Below are 18,536 nucleotides of genomic sequence, written 5' to 3' on the forward strand. Positions count from 1 at the left end.
CAGTTGATCTCGCCGCGCTGAACCCGGCCGAAATCACCCCACCCGCTTCCCCACCAGCATCCGCACCACGGTCCCGACGACCGCCAACACGAGCGCGACCACGACGGGCAGCGTCGTCTCGGCGAGTGCGAGCGGGAAGACCTGCCCCGCCGCCTCAGCCATCTCGCGCAGATCCCCGTCCAGCGCGCGCATACCGAGGCCGTAGTTGATCGCGGTGAACACCGCAGGCAGCATCCACAGGGCCAGCAACCCGACCACCCACACGACGAGCCGCCCCAGCGGCCGCACGCCGGCCCAGATCAGCGCGACCGCGACGATCACGGCGGGCACCCAGCGCAGGATCGTCCCGACCACCGGCGGATACCCGTAGATCGGGTTGAAGCTGACGATCAGCACCCCGATCCAGCTGCCCACCGGCACCGCCGACAGCGCGACCGCGAGCGAAGGAAGCAAGGCCGTGCGGCGGGATGCCATCCAGCATCCGAGCTGCGCGAGCAGGATTCCGGCGATGACGCCGCCGAGCATCCCACCGAAGTACAGCAGCTCCCGCGAACCCGCGGTGCCGTCGAGAAGACCGTGCCCGCCGGCGAGCACGGCGAAGCTCTGCACGGCGACGATCACATGCACGGCAAGCACGCCCAGCGCTGCCATGCCCGCGCGCAGATGCCTCCACCGCACGATGAGCCCGGCGATCACCCCGCCGAGCAGCAGCATCACGAAGATGTTCAGCGCGTAGTACTGGCTCAGCGGCAGCAGAGAGATCGGCATGTCATCGGGCATCGTCCGCTCGTGCCAGAGATTCTGCAGCGGCAGCCGGGCGCCACCCACCCACGACGGGAAGAGCATCAGAGCGGATGCCGCGATTCCGGCCAGCAGCGACGGCCACGGCCTGCCCGTCACGTCGGTGCGGTCGGGTGCAGAGTCGACATCGGCACGCGGGGCTTGGTCAGCATCCATGGATCGAGCGTGCCACACGCGACGCCGATCACGGGCGAGGCGCCATCCCTCGCACCCCGCCGCTCATCGATACAGATTCCGCGCCACGTAGTCCTTCCTGCTCTTGGCTCCGACCCGGATCTCGTCGGGCAGGAAGGCCTCTCCGTTGGCTCCGGCCTTGAGCGCATCGCGCCTCTTCGCCTCGTCACTCAGGGCCGCGTCGACGGCGAAAGCATCGAACACCGCTTGGCGTTGCGTGCTCGCGGCGAGCACATCGGCGACGTCGGCGCCCTGCCACCTGAACGTTTTCGTCAGCAGGTCCTTGTTCGCCTGAGCGTTCAACCAGGTGACGTCGCCCTTGTACGCGGCCGCCTCGAAGGAGATCATCTGGGCGAACGTCGGTGCCCGTGAGGTGAGCGTCTTGAACTGGGCGGTGTGCTGCGTCTCGTGGCGCAGCGTGAGCACCCCGGCGCCTCTCACGAAGTCCTCAGCATCGGCGAGCAGATTTCCCTTCGCGACCGAGTCGGCGATCAGCTTCTGCAGAGCGGCGAGGTTGACGAAGATCGTCTTCGGGTCGTCGGTCCACGCGCCGAACTCGAGGGCCGCATACTCCTTGGCGTGCGGGTGGTAGGCCAGGTCGCGCAGGGTCACGCCGCGCAACGCGATCCCCGCGTCTAAAGCATCCTTCCGGAGCGTCTGCAGCAGCAACGTCTTCGACGAGCTGATCGACGATGCTTTCGACCCGCCCGGCTCGAAATCCGCCAGCGTCACCGGCACGCCCAGCACGTTGTTCGCAGCCGCCAGCCGTTGATGCGAGAACGCCGAGGCGTCGTCTGCGGTGGCGACCTCGCGGAGGAAGGCGGACGGCCCCGGCATGAAGTCGGTGCTCCCGCCCGACCCATCGTCGCCGGATGCGCCTCCCGCCGACGACGAGGGCGCCCCGCCACCCGCATCGGCCGACGATCCCCCGGTGCTCCCGCCCGAGGTCAACCCGCGCTCGTCCATGTCGCGGCCGTGGTTGATGCGGGCGCCGTCGCCCGAGATGCCGCCCTCACGCCCCTTGGCGATCTCGGCGGACTTGATCGCCGTGAACATGCTGGCGGCGGCCTTGCCCATCTCGGTGGCCTGCGTGGTCGCCGTCTGGAAGTTCGTGCTCGCGATGCGCCCTGCATCGGTCGCGGCGTTCAGGGTGTCGGTCGATGCATACCGCGCGAGATCCTGCGTTCCGGCGAGCCCTGCCATGTCGCGGAACATGCTTCCGTTCGCCAGCGCACCCAGCGCGGCCGAGAGCCCGGCGGGTTCCGGCAGCACCGTCGGTGTCGAGATGCCCAGCACCGGGGTTCCCAGCTGCCCGGGCTTCAGATCGTCTGTCGTGCCGCGCGACCCGGTCGCGACCGGGGAGATCTCCGGCGGCTGCAGCGGGATCGGGGAGTCCTGCCAGTTCCAGAACCGGGTGATGTCGAGCTTCTCGGCCGAGTTCGAGCGGCCGAGAACCGCCTCGGCGAAGACACCGGCCGTCGGAATGGGCACGAGCCGCGTCGACTGGGTGTCGAGGTCGATCCCGCGATCGCGCAGCAGCTCGCCCCAGGTGGCGTACTGCGCGAGTCCGCTGGCGTCACCCGTCTCGGCGGGCGCACGCAGCACCAAGTAGTTGCCCGACACGGCGATCGGGTTCGGCTCGACCTGGTCTGCGAGGGGTCTTCCCAGCCACGACACATCGGCGAGCAGCAGGGCGAGGGATGCCGCATCCAGGCGCCCCAGCACGACCCGGGTGTAGTGGCCGCGGTTCGCCTGCAGGTGGGCGAGCAGTTCGTCGCGGCGCCCCGCAGCATCCCCGTGCAGAAAGCAGACCTTCTGCATGGCGCTGGTCGCGAGCACGGCGATCGGCACGACGGCCAGCGACTGCTGGCCCTCGGATTCGTACCGGACGACCATCGACCCCTCCCCCGCGGCGGCGGCATCGCACGCCACATGGATCGCATCGATGCCGCGCGCGGCGATGCCCTGCGGGAAGTCGACCTGCCCGGTTCCCGCCGCCACCATGAACGTGCTGGCCTCAGCTGCGACTCCCGGCTGGTCGATCCGCACGCGGTCGACGACGACGTCGTCGAACGCGATCGAGGTGATGCGCGCGTCACCCGGGACGATCTCCGCGATCGGCCCTGGCCGCACCACCATGAACCGTGTCACCACGCGCGGCGGCCGCACCGGGTCGCCGACCGGCGGCATGACGGGCGGATCGTCGGGCGGATCGTCGGGAACCGATGGATCGTCGCCCGCGCGCCGCATCGCCGTCCTGACCATCCCAGACGCGGGCGCCAACGCGACATCGGCGACCGTGATCGGCCTCGGCACCCGCACAGCGCTGTGCAGCTCGATGCGGCCTCGGTCATCGAGCAGCAGATCCGCCGCACGCGGGGTGAGCGCGCCGGTGAGCAGCTCGCCGCGGAAACGGGCGACGAGATCAGGGCCGGATGCCGTGCTGAAATCCAGCAGCGCGAAGGGCAGGAACAGGGCCCGATCGAACCGGTTCAGCTGCACGGTGACGCGGTAGATCTGCACGACCTCGTAATACTGCACCGTCAGCGCATGCATGTGGTTGTAGTTCGCGACGATGCGAGTGCTGACCTGCTCGTGCTCGGATTGCGAGACCTCGCGCACGGCGGTCGCCCGCCGGTTGCGCACCGACGTCGCGTACTGCTCGGTGCGATCGTTCACCCGCTGGTTCATCTCGGCGAAGACGGATCGTGACCCGACCGACCACGATGCGCTCGTCGCCTCGGACTGCGTCTCGGACGACTGGCTCGTGTAGGAGCCGCCGACTCCGAAGCCGAGGGCGCCACCGATCGAGCCGGCCATTCCGGCGATCCCTCCGCCGTAGCTGGCCGCGAGGCCCTTCGACGTGCTCGACGACTTCGACCATCCGGTCGCGATCGAGCCGCCCTCCTGCATCTCTTCGGCCACCGCGTTCTGCACTTCGCTGATCGCCCGCACGTGATTCGTGGCATTCGAGAGACGCTCGCCCTCGTCGACCGACTCGCTCGAGGTCGTCGTGGTCTTGCGCGTCCAGTCGATCATCGCGAGGCGGGTCGCCTCACCGGGTGCGAGCGCGAGCGAGTGCACCATGTGCCCGAGCGTGAGCCCCTGCGCGAACCACGACTGCGCATAGGTGGCGATCGCCCCGATCGCCGGCGCCCCGAAGGCGAGCCCACCACTGGCCAGCTTCTCGAGCGACAGCGGCGCCGACAGCGGCTGCTGGGCCTGGGTCGCATCCGTCCCCAGCATGAAGAGCGTGTCGTAGTAGACGCGTTCGGTCGGGTACTCCCCGAAGGCGGGACGCAGTTCGTCGGCGGAGCGCTCTTCGGAGTCGCCCAGATCGGTGCCGAGCGCGACACCCACCATCTCGTGCGCGACGCGACGCGGCGGCCACAGCGCGAGCTCGCGGATCGTGGTGACCGCGAGGGCAGCGGTGATCGCCGCCGCCGCAGCCTGCGAGATGCCCTGCAGCCTCACGATGGGCAGCGCGGGCACGTCCTCCGGTGCCACCCCCGATCCCGACGGGCCGAGGATGTCCTGCGGCACGAGCTGCACATCGGAGCCGGCCGCGGTGAGCGCGGCGGAGGCGCGGGCGAACACCGACGAGGTGCCGAGATCGAAGATCGAGCCGATCGTCAGAGATGAGAGAGCGGATGCCGCGTCCGGACTCACCCCGATCAGTTCGGTCACTGACTGCTCGAGCAGCTCACGAAGACTGAGTTCGCGACTGGACTCGCGGACGAGGTCTGCAAAACGGACAGACATGGCTGTCTCCGATCCGCGTCCAACAGGGCGCACGCCGACGATCGAGATGCGAGGAGCCCCAGATGACTACTCCTCACACCGCCGGATGCTACTCCCAGCCGGGGCGCCGCGACAGGGTGACTTCGTTGCGGTCACGAGCGGCACCCGTTGCACGTCCGAGCCCGCAGGCATGCGCGCCGGAAGCCAGCCGTCCCCGGCAACCGGGCTCACGAAGGCGCGGACTCTCCGACGATCCTCCGCAGCGCCTCGCGGGCGCCCAGATCGCGGATCAGCCCCACAGCTTCCACGTATGCGTCGACGAACCGGGAGTCATCTCTCAGATCGCCGAAGAGCTCACGATCGTCGAGGAAGGCTCCGGGCTCCTGACGGTCGCGGAGAGCGGCGGCGACCACGCGATCGCGAAGCCTGTCCACCACCTCGATCGGCCGGCCCTCCTCGTCGATCCCCTCGGCATATCGCGCCCAGCTCGCGACGATCGCGGCGCACAGACGCACCTCGCCACCGGCATCCAACTGCTCGCGCACCACCGGAACCATCCACGTCGGAATCCGGTCGGTGGTGTCGGCGCACAGTCGGGCGAGGGTGTCGCGCACGTCGGGATTCGCATAGCGTTCCAGCAGCGAGGCCTTGTACGCCACCAGGTCGATCCCCGGCACGGGCGGCAGCGTGGGCGTCGCCTCCCGATCCATGTAGTCCACCAGCAGGCGGCGGATCAGCGGGTCGGCCACGGCCTCATGCGCGTACACGTAACCGAACAGGTGACCGAAGTAGGCCATCGCCTGATGGGTGCAGTTCAGCAGGCGCAGCTTCATCAGCTCGTACGGGATGACGTCGTCGACCATCTGCACGCCCACCTGCTCGAAGGCGGGGCGCCCCGTCGGGAAGTGATCCTCCAGCACCCACTGCTCCCATGGCTCGGCGACGACGGGCCAGGCATCCACCACTCCGAACCGCTCCCGCAGCTCGTCGATGTCGCTCTGCGCGGTCACCGGGGTGATGCGGTCGACCATCGAGTTCGGGAAGGCCACCTGCTCGCCGATCCACTCGGACAGTTCGGCATCCCGCATCCGCGCGAACGCCATGAACGCGCCCCGCGCCACCGAGCCGTTGCCAGGAATGTTGTCGCACGACATGACGGTGAACGGATCCACCCCGCGCTCGCGGCGCAGCCGCAGCGCCTCCACGACCAGCCCGAAGACCGTCCGCGGCTCACCGGGAGTCGCGAGGTCGTCCTGGATGCCTGGGCCCTGCGCATCGAACTCGCCGGTCGCCCGGTGAACGTTGTATCCGCCCTCGGTGACCGTCATCGACACGATGCGGATCGCCGGGTCGGTCAGCCGCTCCACGGCCGCGGCGCGATCGTCGGGCGCGTAGACGTACTCCACGATCGAGCCGATCACCCGAGCCTGGCGCACGCCGCCGGCGCTCTTCAGCACGAGCGTGTACAGCTCGTCCTGCGCGGCCAGCGCGTCCCGCATCCGCGCATCGTGCTCCAGCAGCCCGATGCCGCAGATGCCCCACTCGCGCGCATCGCCTCCTGCGTTCAGCAGGCGATCCACGTACATCGCCTGGTGCGAACGGTGGAACCCGCCGACACCGATGTGAGCGATGCCGGCGCGGACCGCACCGCGGTCGTAACCAGGGCCCTCGACGTCAGCCGGCAGCACCGCCGTCGCATCGAGCACGTACTCCGCCATGCGCGCCTCAGCCCTTGCCGTTGACGTGGATCAGGATCCGGGCCGTCGCCTCGGCCGACGCCCCGGCGACGGTGACGCGCAGCCAGTTGCCGAATCGCGCGAGCGAGAGCTCGGCGATCGCGGCATCCGCGGCCAGCGTCACGACATCGCCGCGACGGATCCAGTTGATCCCGTCCGGCGAGATCTCGGTCGCGAGCGTCAACTGCGGATGCTCGCCCTCCACCTGCACGAAGACCACGGCCTCGCTCGCCCATCCCGCCTCGTACGCCTGGCTGGCGAAATCTCCGTCGATGACGATCCGTCGCGCCAGCACCGACGTGTTGTTCTGCTGCATCCTGTTCCCTCTCACCTTGTGCCCGCGAACGACCCGACGTCGTCGAAGTCGACGATGGCGCCGCCTTCGATCAGCGTCTGCCGCAGCAGGTCGAAATCCATCTCCGACATCGAAAGTCCGTGCTGCACGGCGAGCGCAGCGGCCGAACCCGCCCCCTGCCCCATCGCCATGCACGTCGCCATCACCCGCACCGAGCCGAAGCCCGGCCCGTCGGCGCACAGGCAGCGACCCGCCGTCACCACGTTGTCGCTCCCCCGCGGCACGAGGCTGCGGAACGGCACGTTGTAGGCCTGACGCAGGATGAGCAGGTCGTCCTGATCGATGCTGTCCACGTGGTGGATGTCGATCGTGTGCGCCCCCTTCGCCACTGTGTCGGGGAACGCCTTCGGATGCACGATGTCATCCTTCGCGAGCTCGTACAGCCCCACGATGTGGTGCGTCTCGCGCACGCCGGTCTGGATGCCGGACTTCGCCAGCCATGCGTCGCGGAACTCCGGGAACTCCCGCCGCAGCACCTCGATGAGTTGATGCATCTTCTCGCGCAGGCTCGTCTCGGTGCGCGAGAACCACGCCGGCTCGCTCGCATCGGTCGGCTCCCTCAGCACGTTGATGCTCACCATGCCGTCGTGGAAGAACTCGTTGATCCACGGGCCGCCGAACAGCGGCGCCTCACCGGCCTCGTGCAGCTCGGCCAGGCGCCCGCGGATCGTCTCCGACACCGGCAGGATGCCGTCGACCGCGTCGCCGAAGAGATGCTGCAGCGCATCGGTGTCGACACCGCCGAGCTGGAACCACAGCGTCGCCGGCTGCAGAACATCGCCCTTGGTGGTCGGCAGCCCCGCGGAGCGCACGACATCGGCATCCCCGGTGCAGTCGACCACCGCCTCGCACGCGTACGCCACGCGTCCCGCCTTGTTCTGCACGATCACATGACCGACACGGCCGTCCGTCGCGACCGTGTCGGCGAACCAGGTGTGCAGCAGCAGCGTCACGCCGCTCTCGAGCAGCATCCGCTGCGCCGCCAGCTTGAAGAGCTCGTCGTTGACGGGCCAGTTGCCGCTGTCGCGTTCGAGTTCGGCCCCGCCGAGCTCTGCAGCGCGTCGCATCAGCTCCAGCGGGATGCCGCCGATGTGCTGCTTGCCGCCCACGCGGAACTCGCTGATCGGCGTGACCAGCGCGCTGGTCGCCATCCCGCCCACGAAACCGTACCGCTCGATCAGCAGGGTGCGCGCCCCGCCCCGGGCGGCCGCGACCGCGGCGATCACGCCGGCGGGGCCACCGCCCGCGACGATCACATCGAAGTGCCCGACGACCGGCGTCTCACGCGCCGGCTCGAGCACGGTGTCCGTCATTCGCACGAATACACCACGGAGTCCAGGAACAGGCTCACCGATCGATCGGTGTCGGTCTCGATGAAGAAGATCGGGTTGATCAGATCCTTGATCGACTTGTATCCCGGTACGAGGGTCGGCTCCAGCTCCCGCATGTCGAAGACCTGATCCATCGACTGCAGTTCGACGTACCGGCGGTTGCGGATGTCGACGGTCAGCCGGAAGTACAGCCAGTTGATCTTGTCGGGGCTCTCGTTGAACAGCAGCTCCTGCTCACCGCCCGGGATCCAGTCGTAGCCGTCGCCCGAGCCGTCCTCGAAGCGCCGTCCGTACCACTGGTTGTCGACGCCGGGCACGCACCAGCCGTTCTCGACGCCGAAGTTCCAGTCCGTCGGGGTCACACCGTCGGCGACCCGGTAGTACTGCCAGCGCCGCACCGGCTTGCCGCCGAGCGCGTTCACGTAGCGCACACCGGGCATGTATCGGTGCTCGGCATCCTGAACATCGAAGAAGAACCCGATCGCGCGGATGTCGTCCTCGCCGATCCCGAACCGGTCCTGCGTCGGCGTGTACGAGTACCAGGCCTCGATCTGGATGAGGTCGGGGTCACCGAACCGGGACAGGCGCTTGATCGCATGCCCCATGCTGCCCGGCCGCGGGGGCTCGGTGTGCGGGCCGCCGGTGGGAGCGGTGGTGACCTTGAGGGAGTACGTGCCCTCCATCGAACCGTGGGAGGAGGCGAACCGCATCGCCGCCGAGCTGAGCTGGTTGGCCGGCCAGCTGGTCAGATCCACCACCGAGTCGAAGGACTCGTAATCGTCGTAGACGAAGTTGGGGGTGAGGTCCATCCAGCCGTTGTAGCCGGTGTCGAAGTCGTCGTAGGTGATGACGCGGTTCAGCGGGTTGAACCGCTCGAGGCCGCGGTCGTAGCTGAGGAATTTCTGCATTGTCCTGATCCTTGGATGCCGATGCCGATGCCGATGGACCGAGGTGGGACGGCCTGCGCCGTCCCACCTCGTCGTGCTCACTTCGTGAGATACACCGTGCGGAAGTCGATGAACTCGTTCGCCGGGATCTCCAGACCCTTCACGTTCGAGGCCGTGGCCACGTTCACGTTGATCTGGAACAGCGGGATCGCCGGGGTGTCCGCGCGCATGATGTCGATCGCCTTCTGGTACAGCGCAAGACGCTCATCGGGATCGGTGCTGCGCTGCGCCTGCATCGTGATCTCGTCGAACTCCTGGTTGCAGTAGCCCAGACGACCGGCGGTGCAGTTGTAGAGACGGTAGATCGTGTAGTCCGCGTCTCCGGTGATCGTCTGGTTGGGCTGCACATCGATGTTCCAGCCGTGGGTGCCGTCGTCGTTGACCGTGCTGAAGGTGCTCAGCCAGGTCGCCGCGTCGAGCGCCTTCGGCTCCACCGTGATGCCGACCTCGGCCCAGGCCGAGATGAATGCCTGCATCATGTTGGCGAAGCCGGCGCCGTTGGCGTTGCTGTAGATCGCATCGACGGTCAAGCCGTCCGCGTGACCCGCCTCGGCCAGCAGCTCCTTGGCGTGCTTCGGGTCGTACTTCACCATGCCATCGGTCGGCTCCACGCAGCCGAAGGCGGCCACGGGGCAGAACGACTTCATGACGGCCGCGGTGTCGCCGAACAGCGACTCCTGGATCGTCTTGAGGTCGAGGGCGGCCCACATCGCCTCGCGAACGCGCTGATCCTTCAGGAACTCGTTCTTGTTGTCGAACCACAGGAAGTAGTAGTTGAGACTGTCCTCCTGCGTGAAGGTCACATTGCTCATGCCCTTCACCTGGTCGACCTGGTCGTGAGGAACGTCGCCGATCACCTGCGCCTCGCCGTTGGAGAGAGCCGTGATCTTGCCGTTGACGTCGGTGACCTGCTTCATCGTCAGCGTCTTGAGCTTCGCCTTCTCGCCCCAGTACTTCTCGTTGCGCTCGAAGGCGAAGCGATCGTTGGCGACGTAGTCCTTGATCACGAACGGACCCGTGCCGATCGGCAGCGCCCAGTAGTCGTTGTCGGCCGCCGCGGTCAGATCGGTGTGCGAGAACTTCGCCTGGCCGATGTAGACCAGCGAGAGCACACCGAGCAGCGTTCCCGAAGAGACGGACGTCTTGATCGTGACGGTGTGGTCATCGTCGGCGATCACCTCCGTGATCGGAGCGAGCACCGTCTTGAGGGGGCCCTGCTGCGCGATGTAGCGCTCGATGGAGCCCTTGACATCCGCGGCGGTGAGGGGCGCACCGTCGCTGAAGGTGACGTCATCACGCAGCGTGAACGTCAGCGTGGTGTCATCCGTCCACTCCCACGACTCGGCGAGCTTGGCCTTCGGCTTGCCCTCCTTGTCGAGGGTGACCAGCGTCTCCATCGTCTGCGAGATCGCCATCTCGACACCGATCTCGAGCGGGTACTTGGAGATGTCCGTTCCGGCCCAGCCGTAGGACGGGATGTAGGTCAGGTTCTGCTCTGCATCCGGCAGCGGCTCGGTGGATCCGGCATCCTTGCCTGGTCCTCCCGAACATCCTGTGAGCACAAGTGCGGCAACAGCCGCCAGGGCGGCGACGGATCGCACCCTCGCGCGTAGCGATGTCATTGCTATCTCCTTTGATCGGTGAGTCGGGTACTGCTGAGGGACAAGGGACTTGCTGCGGTCCCCACTCCGCCGGTGTCAGCCGGGCAGGGTGAAAGTCGACGCGACCGGGTGGTGATCGCTGGGGGAGATCCCCCTGTCGAAGAACTCCACGACCTCGGCGCTGCGGGGGCGCACGGGGCCGCGGAAGAAGATGTAGTCGATGGTCTTGTGCGGGCTCGCGATCGGCGACTTCGGCGTGCCGACGACGTCGCGGAAGGGATTGGGCACGACCGGATGCGTGGGAGGCGCCTGCCGGTTCAGCGCGCTGAACGAGTCGAGATACCCGGCGGTGCCGATCACCCAGATGGCGGTGGCGATCGCGTTGGTGTCGGAGGCGAAGAAGACGGGCTCATCGGGATGCGCGAGACGGGCGAGCTCCTCGACCACGCGCCGCGCCTGCGGTGTGCGCTGGTTCACCCCGGTCTCGACCTCGACGGCGTTGCCCGAATAGGACAGATGCGCGGTCGTCCACAGGATCGTGCGGTCCTCGCCCGTGACCCGCAGGCGCACCCAGAACAGTCGCGCATCGGCATCGTGGATCCCCACGTCCTCCGCACCGTGCTCCACCTCGCTGAACAGCGCGCCGTCCCACCACAGATTGCTCTGCCGCTCCCAGCCGGGGAAGTCGTCCTGCACGCGCCGATGACCGGGCATGGCGGCATCCAGCAGGTCACGGGACCACCCGCGGGTCTCCTGCGTGGCCAGCAGATCGGGTGCACGGCGCTCGTACAGCGCACGCATCGCATCCTCCCGCTCTGCGGCGTGATGATCACCCCACAGGTTGTGCGTCTGCGCGATGAAGGTGAACGGCGCGGTCACGAGATCTCCCTCTGGTCGGCCGGGCGCGCCGGCGCGATGTCATGGTTGTAGCGCACGACCTCGCGGCGCCCGTCCCTCAGACGGAAGGTCGTGACAGAGCAGTTGTCCGGCGCACCGAGCGCCATGTGACCGGGCGACGGGATTCCGAGCATGTGGGCCGCCGCCAGTCGGATCGGGTTGCCGCTGGTGAAGACGACGCCGACGCGGTCACCCTCCCCCGTCTCGAGCTCAGCGATCACTCGCTCGATGGCCTCGGCCACGCGATCGCGCGTCTCGGCGAAGGTCTCACCACCGCCGCGGCGGAGATCCTCCCCGGCCGCCACCGCGGAGACGATCTCCGGATGCCTGCGCTCGGCATCCTCGAGGGTCATCCCCGCCCAGTCGCCGACGCTCATCTCCCGCAGTGCGGCGTCGTAGGACACCGGCGCCCCCACCCGGCCGATGTACTGCTGGGCGGTGTCCCGCACCCGCGGAAGGTCGCTCGAGACCACGACATCCGGATCCGGCACCTCGCGGGCGAACTCCTCGCCGAACTGGGCGACCTGGGCGCGACCGTCCGCCGTCAGCCCCGAGTCCTGCTGCCCCTGGTAGCGTCCCTCGACGTTCCAGAGCGACTCCCCGTGGCGCACAAGATGCACGACGATGCTGCGACTCATGAGCTCTCCGTCAGCCAAGGGCGCACCACGGGCACAGCCGAGAGAAGCGCCTGCGTGTACGGATGCTGCGGATTCGCGAACAGCTGCTCGGCGGTGCCCTCCTCGACGACCACGCCCTTGTTGAGCACGAGCACGCGGTCGCAGATGTGCTCGATCACGGAGAGGTCGTGCGAGATGAAGAGGTACGAGAGCCCGAGGTCGGCCTGAAGGTCTTCGAGCAGGTTGAGCACCTGCGCCTGCACCGACACGTCCAGCGCACTGACCGCCTCATCGCAGATGATCACCTTCGGACGCAGCGCGAGCGCCCGCGCGATGCCGATGCGCTGCCGCTGACCGCCCGAGAACTGATGCGGGTACCGGTCGGAGTAGTCGGGGTTGAGGCCGACGCGCTCCATGAGCTCCTTCGCCTCGGCGGTCCAGCGCTCGCGCGCAACGATGCCCGAGTGCACGCGCCATCCCTCGGCGATGAGGTCCCGCACCGTGAGGCGCGGATTCAGCGACGCATAGGGATCCTGGAAGACCATCTGCATGTCGCGCCGCATCTCCTTCATCTGCCGAAGGGAGAGCTGTGCGATGTCGTTGCCCTCGAAGCGGATGGTGCCACCGGCCGCGGGGACGAGGCCGATCACCGTGCGGGCGATCGTCGACTTCCCGGATCCGGATTCGCCGACCAGGCCCACGGTCTCGCCGGGGCGGATCTCGAAGTTCACATCCGAGACGGCGAGGTTCTCGCCGATCTTCCGCTGCAGGACGGATGAACGCAGCGGGTAGGACACCTTGAGGTGCTCCACGCTCAGCAGCGGGGCGGACGACTCAGCCATGCACCAGCACCTCCTCGGAACGGTGGCATGCGGCCGAATGCCCGGGGGCCCAGCCCTCCGGATGCCGCAGCGCGGGCGACTTCTCCCGGCACAGCTCGGTCGCGAACGGGCACCGCGGGTGGAAGGAGCATCCGGTCGGCAGCGCGAGAAGGTTCGGTGGCGACCCGACGATGGGGTTCAGCCGGTCGCCGGCCTCCGTGTTGCTCGGAATCGAGTTCAACAGGCCCTGCGTGTACGGATGCGCTGGGTTGTCGTAGACCTCGCGGATGCCGCCGGTCTCGACGATCCGCCCGGCGTACATGATGGCCGCCCGATCGGCCACCTCGGCGACGACGCCGAGGTCGTGACTGATGAGGATCATCCCCATGCCGGTCTCGGCCTGCAGGTCCGCGAGCAGTTCCATCACCTGCTGCTGCACCGTGACATCCAGTGCGGTGGTCGGCTCGTCGCCGATGAGCAGCTTCGGTTCGAGGGCGATCGCCATCGCGATCATGATGCGCTGACGCTGCCCGCCCGAGAACTGGTGCGGATAGTCGCGGATGCGCGTCTCGGCATCCGGGATCCCGACGCGCTTGAGCAGCTCCAGGGACCTCGCCCAGGCCTCCTGCTTGGGTGTTCCCCGCCGCCGGCGGAACAGCTCCGCGATCTGCGCGCCGACCCGATGAACCGGGTTGAGCGAGCTCAGCGGGTCCTGGAAGATCATCGCGATCTCGGTCGCGCAGAGCTCGCGCACCGTGCGGATGGGCGCTGCGGCGAGATCGACGCCGCCATAGAGGATCCTGCCTCCGACGATGGATCCTGCCGGCTGCGGAAGCAGCGCCATGATCGCCTGCGCGGTGACCGACTTGCCCGAACCCGACTCGCCCAGGATGGCGACGGTCTGGCCCGCACGCACGTCGAAGCTGACGCCGTCCAGCGCCCTGACGACACCGGCCGAGGTCGAGAACTCGACCTGAAGGTCCTGCACGCTCAGCAGCAGTTCGTCCGGGCGGGCGACGGCCTGATCGGATGCCTGGGAGATCGTCATCATGCGCTCCTCAGCTTCGGGTCGAATCGATCGCGCAGCGCGTCGCCGAGCACACCCGTGGCGAGCACGAGAGCGGCGAGCGCGATACCGGGAAGGGTCGAGATCCACCAGGCGGTGCCGAGATAGGCGGTGCCGTTGTTGATCGTGCTGCCCAGGCTCGGGATGCCCAGCGGCACGCCGACACCGAGGAAGGAGAGCGCCGCCTCGAGCAGCACCACATGGCCGAACTCGACGGTGGCGACCACGAGGATCGGCGCCAGGCATCCGGGCAGCAGCGTGCGGAAGATGATGTGCCAGTGGCTCGCCCCGAGAGTGCGGGCGGCCTCGACGTACTCCCTGCTGCGCAGGGTCAGCACCTGACTGCGGGTGACGCGGGCGAAGACCACCCAGTTCGTGATGGAGATCACCACGATCACGTTCCACAGGCTCGACCCGAGCACCGAGGCGAGCAGGATCGCGAGCAGGATCGAGGGGAAGGCCAGCTGCACGTCGGCGATGCGCATCAGCACGTTGTCGACCCAGCCGCCGAAGTGGCCGGCGACCAGACCCAGCACCACGCCGATCACTCCTGCGACCAGCAGCGAGGCGACGCCGACGGTGAGCGAGACCCGGGCGCCCATCATCATCTGGGCGAAGAGATCCTGCCCGACCTGATCGGTGCCGAAGACCGCGAAGGATCCGTCGGGCAGTGTCGTTCCGGGGGCCTTGAGCCGCTGCAGCACCTCGGTCCGCAGCGGGTCGAAGCCGTACAGCATCGGCACGATGATCGCGCCGACGATGAACAGGCCGAGGACCACGAGGGGGATCGTGATGCGCGCGGTGACGCCGCGGCGAGCCCGAGCGGCGCGCTGCATCGTCTGCACGGCGATGGTGGGAGGCAGACCGGTCATTTCGCGAGCCTCACTCTCGGGTCGAGATAGCCGTACACGAGATCGACGAGCAGGTTCACGATCACGAACGCCGCGGCGATGATGACCACGCACGCCTGCACGAGGTTGTAGTCGCGGGCGAGGATCGATGACACCAGCAGCCTGCCGACGCCGGGGAAGCTGAAGACGGTCTCGGTCACGACCGCACCGCCGAGCAGGGCGCCGAACTCGAGACCGACGAGGGTCACGACCGGGATCAGCGCGTTGCGTGCGGCGTGGTTGAAGATCACGACCCGTTCCGACAGACCCTTCGCGCGGGCGGTCGTGATGTAGCCCTCGCCGACGACCTCGAGCAGGCCGCTGCGCGTCATTCGGGTGAGGATCGCGATGAAGGGGAGGGAGACGGTCACGACGGGCAGCACGAGCGCATCGGGCGTGCTGAGGCCCGTGCTCGGCAGAAGCCGCAGCATCTGCGAGAAGACCAGCATGAGCACGACGCCCACCCAGAAGCCCGGCAGCGCCTGGGTGAACAGGCTCGCCGTGGTGATGACGCGATCGGTGGTCCGATTGACCCGGAGGGCTGCCAGCAGCCCGAGCGGGAAGCTGACCACCACGGCGAGCAGGCAGCCGAGGAACGCGAGCAGAGCGGTGTTCGGCAGCGCCTTCAGGACCAGCCCCATGGCGGCGGAGCCGTAGGTGTACGAGGATCCGAAGTCGCCGCGGACCGCCCCTCCGATGTAGCCGAGGTATTGCAGGATGATCGGCTGATCGAGTCCCATTCTGGCGCGTATCGTGGCGATCTGCTCCGGCGTCGCGTCGATGCCGGCGACGAGAACCGCCGGATCGGCCGGGACGAGTCGGACGATGATGAACACCACGGTGACGACGCCCCAGAGCACGAAGACAGCGAGCAGCACCCGCCGGATCGTGTATCCGAGCATGTTCACCTCCGTGGGGTCACCACTGACCCCGGGTCAGGTTCCAGGAGCCTTCGAGTTCGAACACCGGAACGTTATCGCTAATGAACATCGCGCATCTCGACGCGATTGTCAACCCGCATACGGTGACCCGAGTTTCAAGGGTTTCTTGTCAGGCTCCGCGTGGGAGCTCCCGCCGAAGACAATCCTTTGACAGCTTTCAGAGATAACGCTAATGTTGCGCTCACCCCGCTCCGACGCAGCTGTCGGGGCATGACACGACCTCAAGGAGTCACAGGTGACCACCCCCGATGTCGCGAGCACCGCAGCAGGCCTGCGGGACGCGATCCGAAGCAGCGATCTGCGTCTGTCGAAGTTCAATCCGCTACCGAGGATCCTGACGTTCGACGATTTCAACCAGGGTGCGCATGGCTGGGTCGAGCTCGGCGGCAACTACAACGGCCGCGGCGATCTCGACTCGATGGACGAGCACTTCAGGGACTTCCGTCCGCCGATGCTCTCGAACCAGAGCTTCTTCGACGTCGGCACCCACGGCGGCATGACGGGGACCTACTCGCTCAAGCTCGCCACCCGCAACGCCCCCGGCCACACCGCGACCGCGATCCGCCGGCTCACCATGAGCGGTCGCGGACTGCTGCAGATCGAGGCCTACATCGCCTGGAAGGGCGAGGCGAACCTCGGCGGCGGCGAGGAGGCGAACAGCTACGGCGACATCAGCTGGGATGCCAACTCCCACCCCACCGAGGCGCAGTTCGGCGCCTTCACCGTCGCGACCGACCTCTCTCACGACGGCATCCGGTACCACAACGTGATGCGCTTCCAGAATGCCGATGAGGACGGCCGGATCATCCAGAAGTGGATGTATCCGACGGTCGCCGAGCCCACCCCGCACGAGCGCTTCGAGGGCAAGCACGACTACGGCCGGTACGCCGACTTCACGGCGCCCGATCCGAAGGACTGGACCTACCTGAACGACGTGCGCCAGGAGGCCTGCTACAACGAGGTGCCGACCAAGGTCAACTGGCACTACCTGCGATTCCTCATCGACACCAAGACCCGCTCCAACGTCGAGCTGCAGTTCAACAACGACACCTACGACCTGCGTGACGTGCCGGTGCCGCCGTATGCCGAGAAGTACGAATCGCTCGAGAGCCTGCTCAACTTCTACTTCTCGGTGCGCACTCTCGGGCCGCACCGCAACTTCCTGTTCCTCGACTCCGTCGTCATCTCGACAGATTGGTGAGAAAGCTGATGCGTCAATCTCAGAGCGCCGTCATGGAGCGCGGCGTCGATCTTCACAGCGTCCACGAGACCGAGCCCTTCGAAGTGGCCTGGGCCGGGGAGGCGCGCTGGTACGTGCAGTTCCTGCGCCCGGCCCCCGGCAGCCGGGTAGAGTTCCGTGTGCAGATCTCGCCCGATGGCCTGACCTGGATCGACCACGACGGGGTGGAGCCTGTGGCCTCCGAGGCCGTCGGGATGCTGTCCATCCCCGTCACCGGGATCGGACACTGGCTGCGGTTGCGCAGCGAGCAGACGACGGGCGACGAAGCCCCGATGCTGCGCATCTATCTCGAACTCAAGGAGTAGTCGGAGCAACCCTATGGTGCGCAGAACAGACGGGCCCCGGCGACGCACGCTGCAGGACGTCGCCGAAGCCCTCGGCCTCACGGCCAACACCGTCTCCCGCGCGCTCAACGACAAGTCCGGCGTGAGCGCATCCACCAGAGCGCTCATCAAGGCCGAAGCCGAGCGGATCGGGTACGTGCCCAACGCGCATGCCCGATCCCTCGTGCTGGGTTCCCGCAAGACGATCGGCGTGATCCTCACCGACCTCGCCAACCCGTTCTTCAACGACCTCGTCAGCCAGGTGGAGGAGCTCGTGATCACCGCGGGCTACACGCTCCTCCTGCTGCTCTCGGACGAGGATCCCGAACGGGAGCGCGCCGCCGTGGAGACCGCCCTGCGATCGGGGGTCGACGGCATCCTCGGAGTCCCCGTCCAGGGGCGCTCGAATCCGTGGACCTCCGTCACCAACGCCGGGATCCCGCTGGTGCTGATCGCGCGCGAGCTGCCCGAACTCGACGTGGACTTCTACTCGACCGACAACGAGACCGGTCGCCGACTGGGCGTCGAGGCCGCGATCGAGCGGGGTGCACGGGACATCGTTCTCGTCGAGGAGGACCTGAGGATCTCGACCGTCACCCACCGGCTCGAGGCGTTCCGTCGCTCCCTGGAGGCGAACGGCATCCCCTTCGACGAGAGCCGGACGGTGCTCGTACCGTCGCGGCGCACCTCCCGCAATTCGTCGCTCTGGCGCGGCGAGGACGCCTACCGGGTGATCAGCGACCTGCTGGACACAGGACGCGTGCCCGAGGCGTTCCTCGTCGGCAACGACTACTTCGGACTCGGTCTCTACGCCGCGCTCCGCGAGCGCGGCGTGCGGGTCCCGCAGGACACGCTCGTTCTCGGCTGGGGAGACTATCCGTTCTCACGCTTCCTCGACCCGCCGCTGTCGACCATGCGGCTCCCCGCGGTCGGCATCGCGCGCCGTGCGACCGAGCGCCTGCTCGCCCTCATCGACGGGACCGCCGAGCCGGGAACCGTCACCGAGTACTTCCCCCCCGAGCTGGTGCTCCGGGGATCCATGAACCGCTGAAAGG

The 18,536-nt window shown here is 67.8% G+C and carries 16 protein-coding genes; 3 read left to right on the plus strand and 13 right to left on the minus strand.

What is annotated here, in order from left to right:
- Nucleotides 1-33: 33 nt before the first annotated feature.
- The 13 genes from QF046_RS10465 to QF046_RS10525 form a co-directional block, all read right to left on the minus strand.
- Nucleotides 34-957 (minus strand): hypothetical protein, encoded by a 924-nt coding sequence (locus tag QF046_RS10465; protein WP_307369441.1) that lies wholly within the window; start codon nucleotides 955-957, stop codon nucleotides 34-36.
- A 63-nt stretch (nucleotides 958-1,020) separates the two neighbouring features.
- Nucleotides 1,021-4,737, minus strand: a complete 3,717-nt coding sequence (locus tag QF046_RS10470) for a hypothetical protein (RefSeq protein ID WP_307369443.1) — start codon at nucleotides 4,735-4,737, stop codon at nucleotides 1,021-1,023.
- A 206-nt stretch (nucleotides 4,738-4,943) separates the two neighbouring features.
- Entirely contained in the window at nucleotides 4,944-6,434 is a 1,491-nt protein-coding gene (locus QF046_RS10475; RefSeq protein ID WP_307369445.1) for a mannitol dehydrogenase family protein, read from the minus strand.
- Nucleotides 6,435-6,441: 7 nt separating this feature from the next.
- On the minus strand, nucleotides 6,442-6,768 hold the full coding sequence (locus tag QF046_RS10480; protein ID WP_307369448.1) for a DUF6385 domain-containing protein: 327 nt from the start codon (nucleotides 6,766-6,768) through the stop codon (nucleotides 6,442-6,444).
- A gap of 11 nt (nucleotides 6,769-6,779) precedes the next feature.
- On the minus strand, nucleotides 6,780-8,120 hold the full coding sequence (locus tag QF046_RS10485; RefSeq protein WP_307369451.1) for an FAD-dependent oxidoreductase: 1,341 nt from the start codon (nucleotides 8,118-8,120) through the stop codon (nucleotides 6,780-6,782).
- On the minus strand, nucleotides 8,117-9,046 hold the full coding sequence (locus tag QF046_RS10490; RefSeq protein WP_307369454.1) for a DUF6772 family protein: 930 nt from the start codon (nucleotides 9,044-9,046) through the stop codon (nucleotides 8,117-8,119). Before QF046_RS10490 ends, QF046_RS10485 begins: the two co-directional genes overlap by 4 nt.
- Nucleotides 9,047-9,123: 77 nt before the next feature.
- Entirely contained in the window at nucleotides 9,124-10,707 is a 1,584-nt protein-coding gene (locus QF046_RS10495; RefSeq protein WP_307369457.1) for an ABC transporter substrate-binding protein, read from the minus strand.
- 75 nt (nucleotides 10,708-10,782) lie between these two features.
- Entirely contained in the window at nucleotides 10,783-11,565 is a 783-nt protein-coding gene (locus QF046_RS10500) for an endonuclease/exonuclease/phosphatase family protein (RefSeq protein ID WP_307369459.1), read from the minus strand.
- Nucleotides 11,562-12,221: a histidine phosphatase family protein gene (locus QF046_RS10505; RefSeq protein ID WP_307369461.1), complete on the minus strand. Its 660-nt coding sequence runs from the start codon at nucleotides 12,219-12,221 to the stop codon at nucleotides 11,562-11,564. The genes QF046_RS10500 and QF046_RS10505 overlap by 4 nt, the downstream gene beginning before the upstream one ends.
- Nucleotides 12,218-13,042 (minus strand): ABC transporter ATP-binding protein, encoded by an 825-nt coding sequence (locus QF046_RS10510; RefSeq protein ID WP_307369464.1) that lies wholly within the window; start codon nucleotides 13,040-13,042, stop codon nucleotides 12,218-12,220. The genes QF046_RS10505 and QF046_RS10510 overlap by 4 nt, the downstream gene beginning before the upstream one ends.
- Complete coding sequence (locus QF046_RS10515) at nucleotides 13,035-14,072, minus strand: ABC transporter ATP-binding protein (RefSeq protein ID WP_307369467.1); 1,038 nt, start codon at nucleotides 14,070-14,072, stop codon at nucleotides 13,035-13,037. Before QF046_RS10515 ends, QF046_RS10510 begins: the two co-directional genes overlap by 8 nt.
- The gene (locus tag QF046_RS10520; protein WP_307369469.1) at nucleotides 14,069-14,959 is read right to left on the minus strand and encodes an ABC transporter permease; all 891 of its coding nucleotides are present in this window, start codon (nucleotides 14,957-14,959) and stop codon (nucleotides 14,069-14,071) included. Before QF046_RS10520 ends, QF046_RS10515 begins: the two co-directional genes overlap by 4 nt.
- Nucleotides 14,956-15,879 carry an ABC transporter permease gene (locus QF046_RS10525; protein ID WP_307369471.1) on the minus strand — a complete coding sequence of 308 codons (924 nt, stop codon included), beginning with the start codon at nucleotides 15,877-15,879 and terminating at the stop codon, nucleotides 14,956-14,958. The genes QF046_RS10520 and QF046_RS10525 overlap by 4 nt, the downstream gene beginning before the upstream one ends.
- 274 nt (nucleotides 15,880-16,153) lie before the next feature.
- On the opposite strand from QF046_RS10525, the gene QF046_RS10530 reads away from it, so the two are divergent.
- From QF046_RS10530 to QF046_RS10540, 3 genes are read left to right on the plus strand one after another with little or no spacing between them, the layout of a single operon-like run.
- Complete coding sequence (locus QF046_RS10530; RefSeq protein WP_307369473.1) at nucleotides 16,154-17,119, plus strand: DUF6772 family protein; 966 nt, start codon at nucleotides 16,154-16,156, stop codon at nucleotides 17,117-17,119.
- A gap of 8 nt (nucleotides 17,120-17,127) precedes the next feature.
- Nucleotides 17,128-17,463 (plus strand): hypothetical protein, encoded by a 336-nt coding sequence (locus QF046_RS10535; RefSeq protein WP_307369475.1) that lies wholly within the window; start codon nucleotides 17,128-17,130, stop codon nucleotides 17,461-17,463.
- A gap of 13 nt (nucleotides 17,464-17,476) precedes the next feature.
- The gene (locus QF046_RS10540; protein WP_307369477.1) at nucleotides 17,477-18,532 is read left to right on the plus strand and encodes a LacI family DNA-binding transcriptional regulator; all 1,056 of its coding nucleotides are present in this window, start codon (nucleotides 17,477-17,479) and stop codon (nucleotides 18,530-18,532) included.
- Nucleotides 18,533-18,536: the final 4 nt, after the last annotated feature.

Source organism: Microbacterium sp. W4I4, from assembly GCF_030816235.1.
In the GTDB taxonomy this organism is placed as follows: domain Bacteria; phylum Actinomycetota; class Actinomycetes; order Actinomycetales; family Microbacteriaceae; genus Microbacterium.

Bases quoted from the DNA above. Each gene is read 5' to 3' on its own strand.
- QF046_RS10465 (WP_307369441.1), bottom strand. From the start codon at position 957: ATGGATGCTGACCAAGCCCCGCGTGCCGATGTCGACTCTGCACCCGAC.
- QF046_RS10480 (WP_307369448.1), bottom strand. From the start codon at position 6,768: ATGCAGCAGAACAACACGTCGGTGCTGGCGCGACGGATCGTCATCGAC.
- QF046_RS10525 (WP_307369471.1), bottom strand. From the start codon at position 15,879: ATGCTCGGATACACGATCCGGCGGGTGCTGCTCGCTGTCTTCGTGCTC.
- QF046_RS10505 (WP_307369461.1), bottom strand. From the start codon at position 12,221: ATGAGTCGCAGCATCGTCGTGCATCTTGTGCGCCACGGGGAGTCGCTC.
- QF046_RS10515 (WP_307369467.1), bottom strand. From the start codon at position 14,072: ATGATGACGATCTCCCAGGCATCCGATCAGGCCGTCGCCCGCCCGGAC.
- QF046_RS10535 (WP_307369475.1), top strand. From the start codon at position 17,128: ATGCGTCAATCTCAGAGCGCCGTCATGGAGCGCGGCGTCGATCTTCAC.
- QF046_RS10475 (WP_307369445.1), bottom strand. From the start codon at position 6,434: ATGGCGGAGTACGTGCTCGATGCGACGGCGGTGCTGCCGGCTGACGTC.
- QF046_RS10495 (WP_307369457.1), bottom strand. From the start codon at position 10,707: ATGACATCGCTACGCGCGAGGGTGCGATCCGTCGCCGCCCTGGCGGCT.
- QF046_RS10520 (WP_307369469.1), bottom strand. From the start codon at position 14,959: ATGACCGGTCTGCCTCCCACCATCGCCGTGCAGACGATGCAGCGCGCC.
- QF046_RS10510 (WP_307369464.1), bottom strand. From the start codon at position 13,042: ATGGCTGAGTCGTCCGCCCCGCTGCTGAGCGTGGAGCACCTCAAGGTG.
- QF046_RS10485 (WP_307369451.1), bottom strand. From the start codon at position 8,120: ATGACGGACACCGTGCTCGAGCCGGCGCGTGAGACGCCGGTCGTCGGG.
- QF046_RS10540 (WP_307369477.1), top strand. From the start codon at position 17,477: ATGGTGCGCAGAACAGACGGGCCCCGGCGACGCACGCTGCAGGACGTC.
- QF046_RS10470 (WP_307369443.1), bottom strand. From the start codon at position 4,737: ATGTCTGTCCGTTTTGCAGACCTCGTCCGCGAGTCCAGTCGCGAACTC.
- QF046_RS10490 (WP_307369454.1), bottom strand. From the start codon at position 9,046: ATGCAGAAATTCCTCAGCTACGACCGCGGCCTCGAGCGGTTCAACCCG.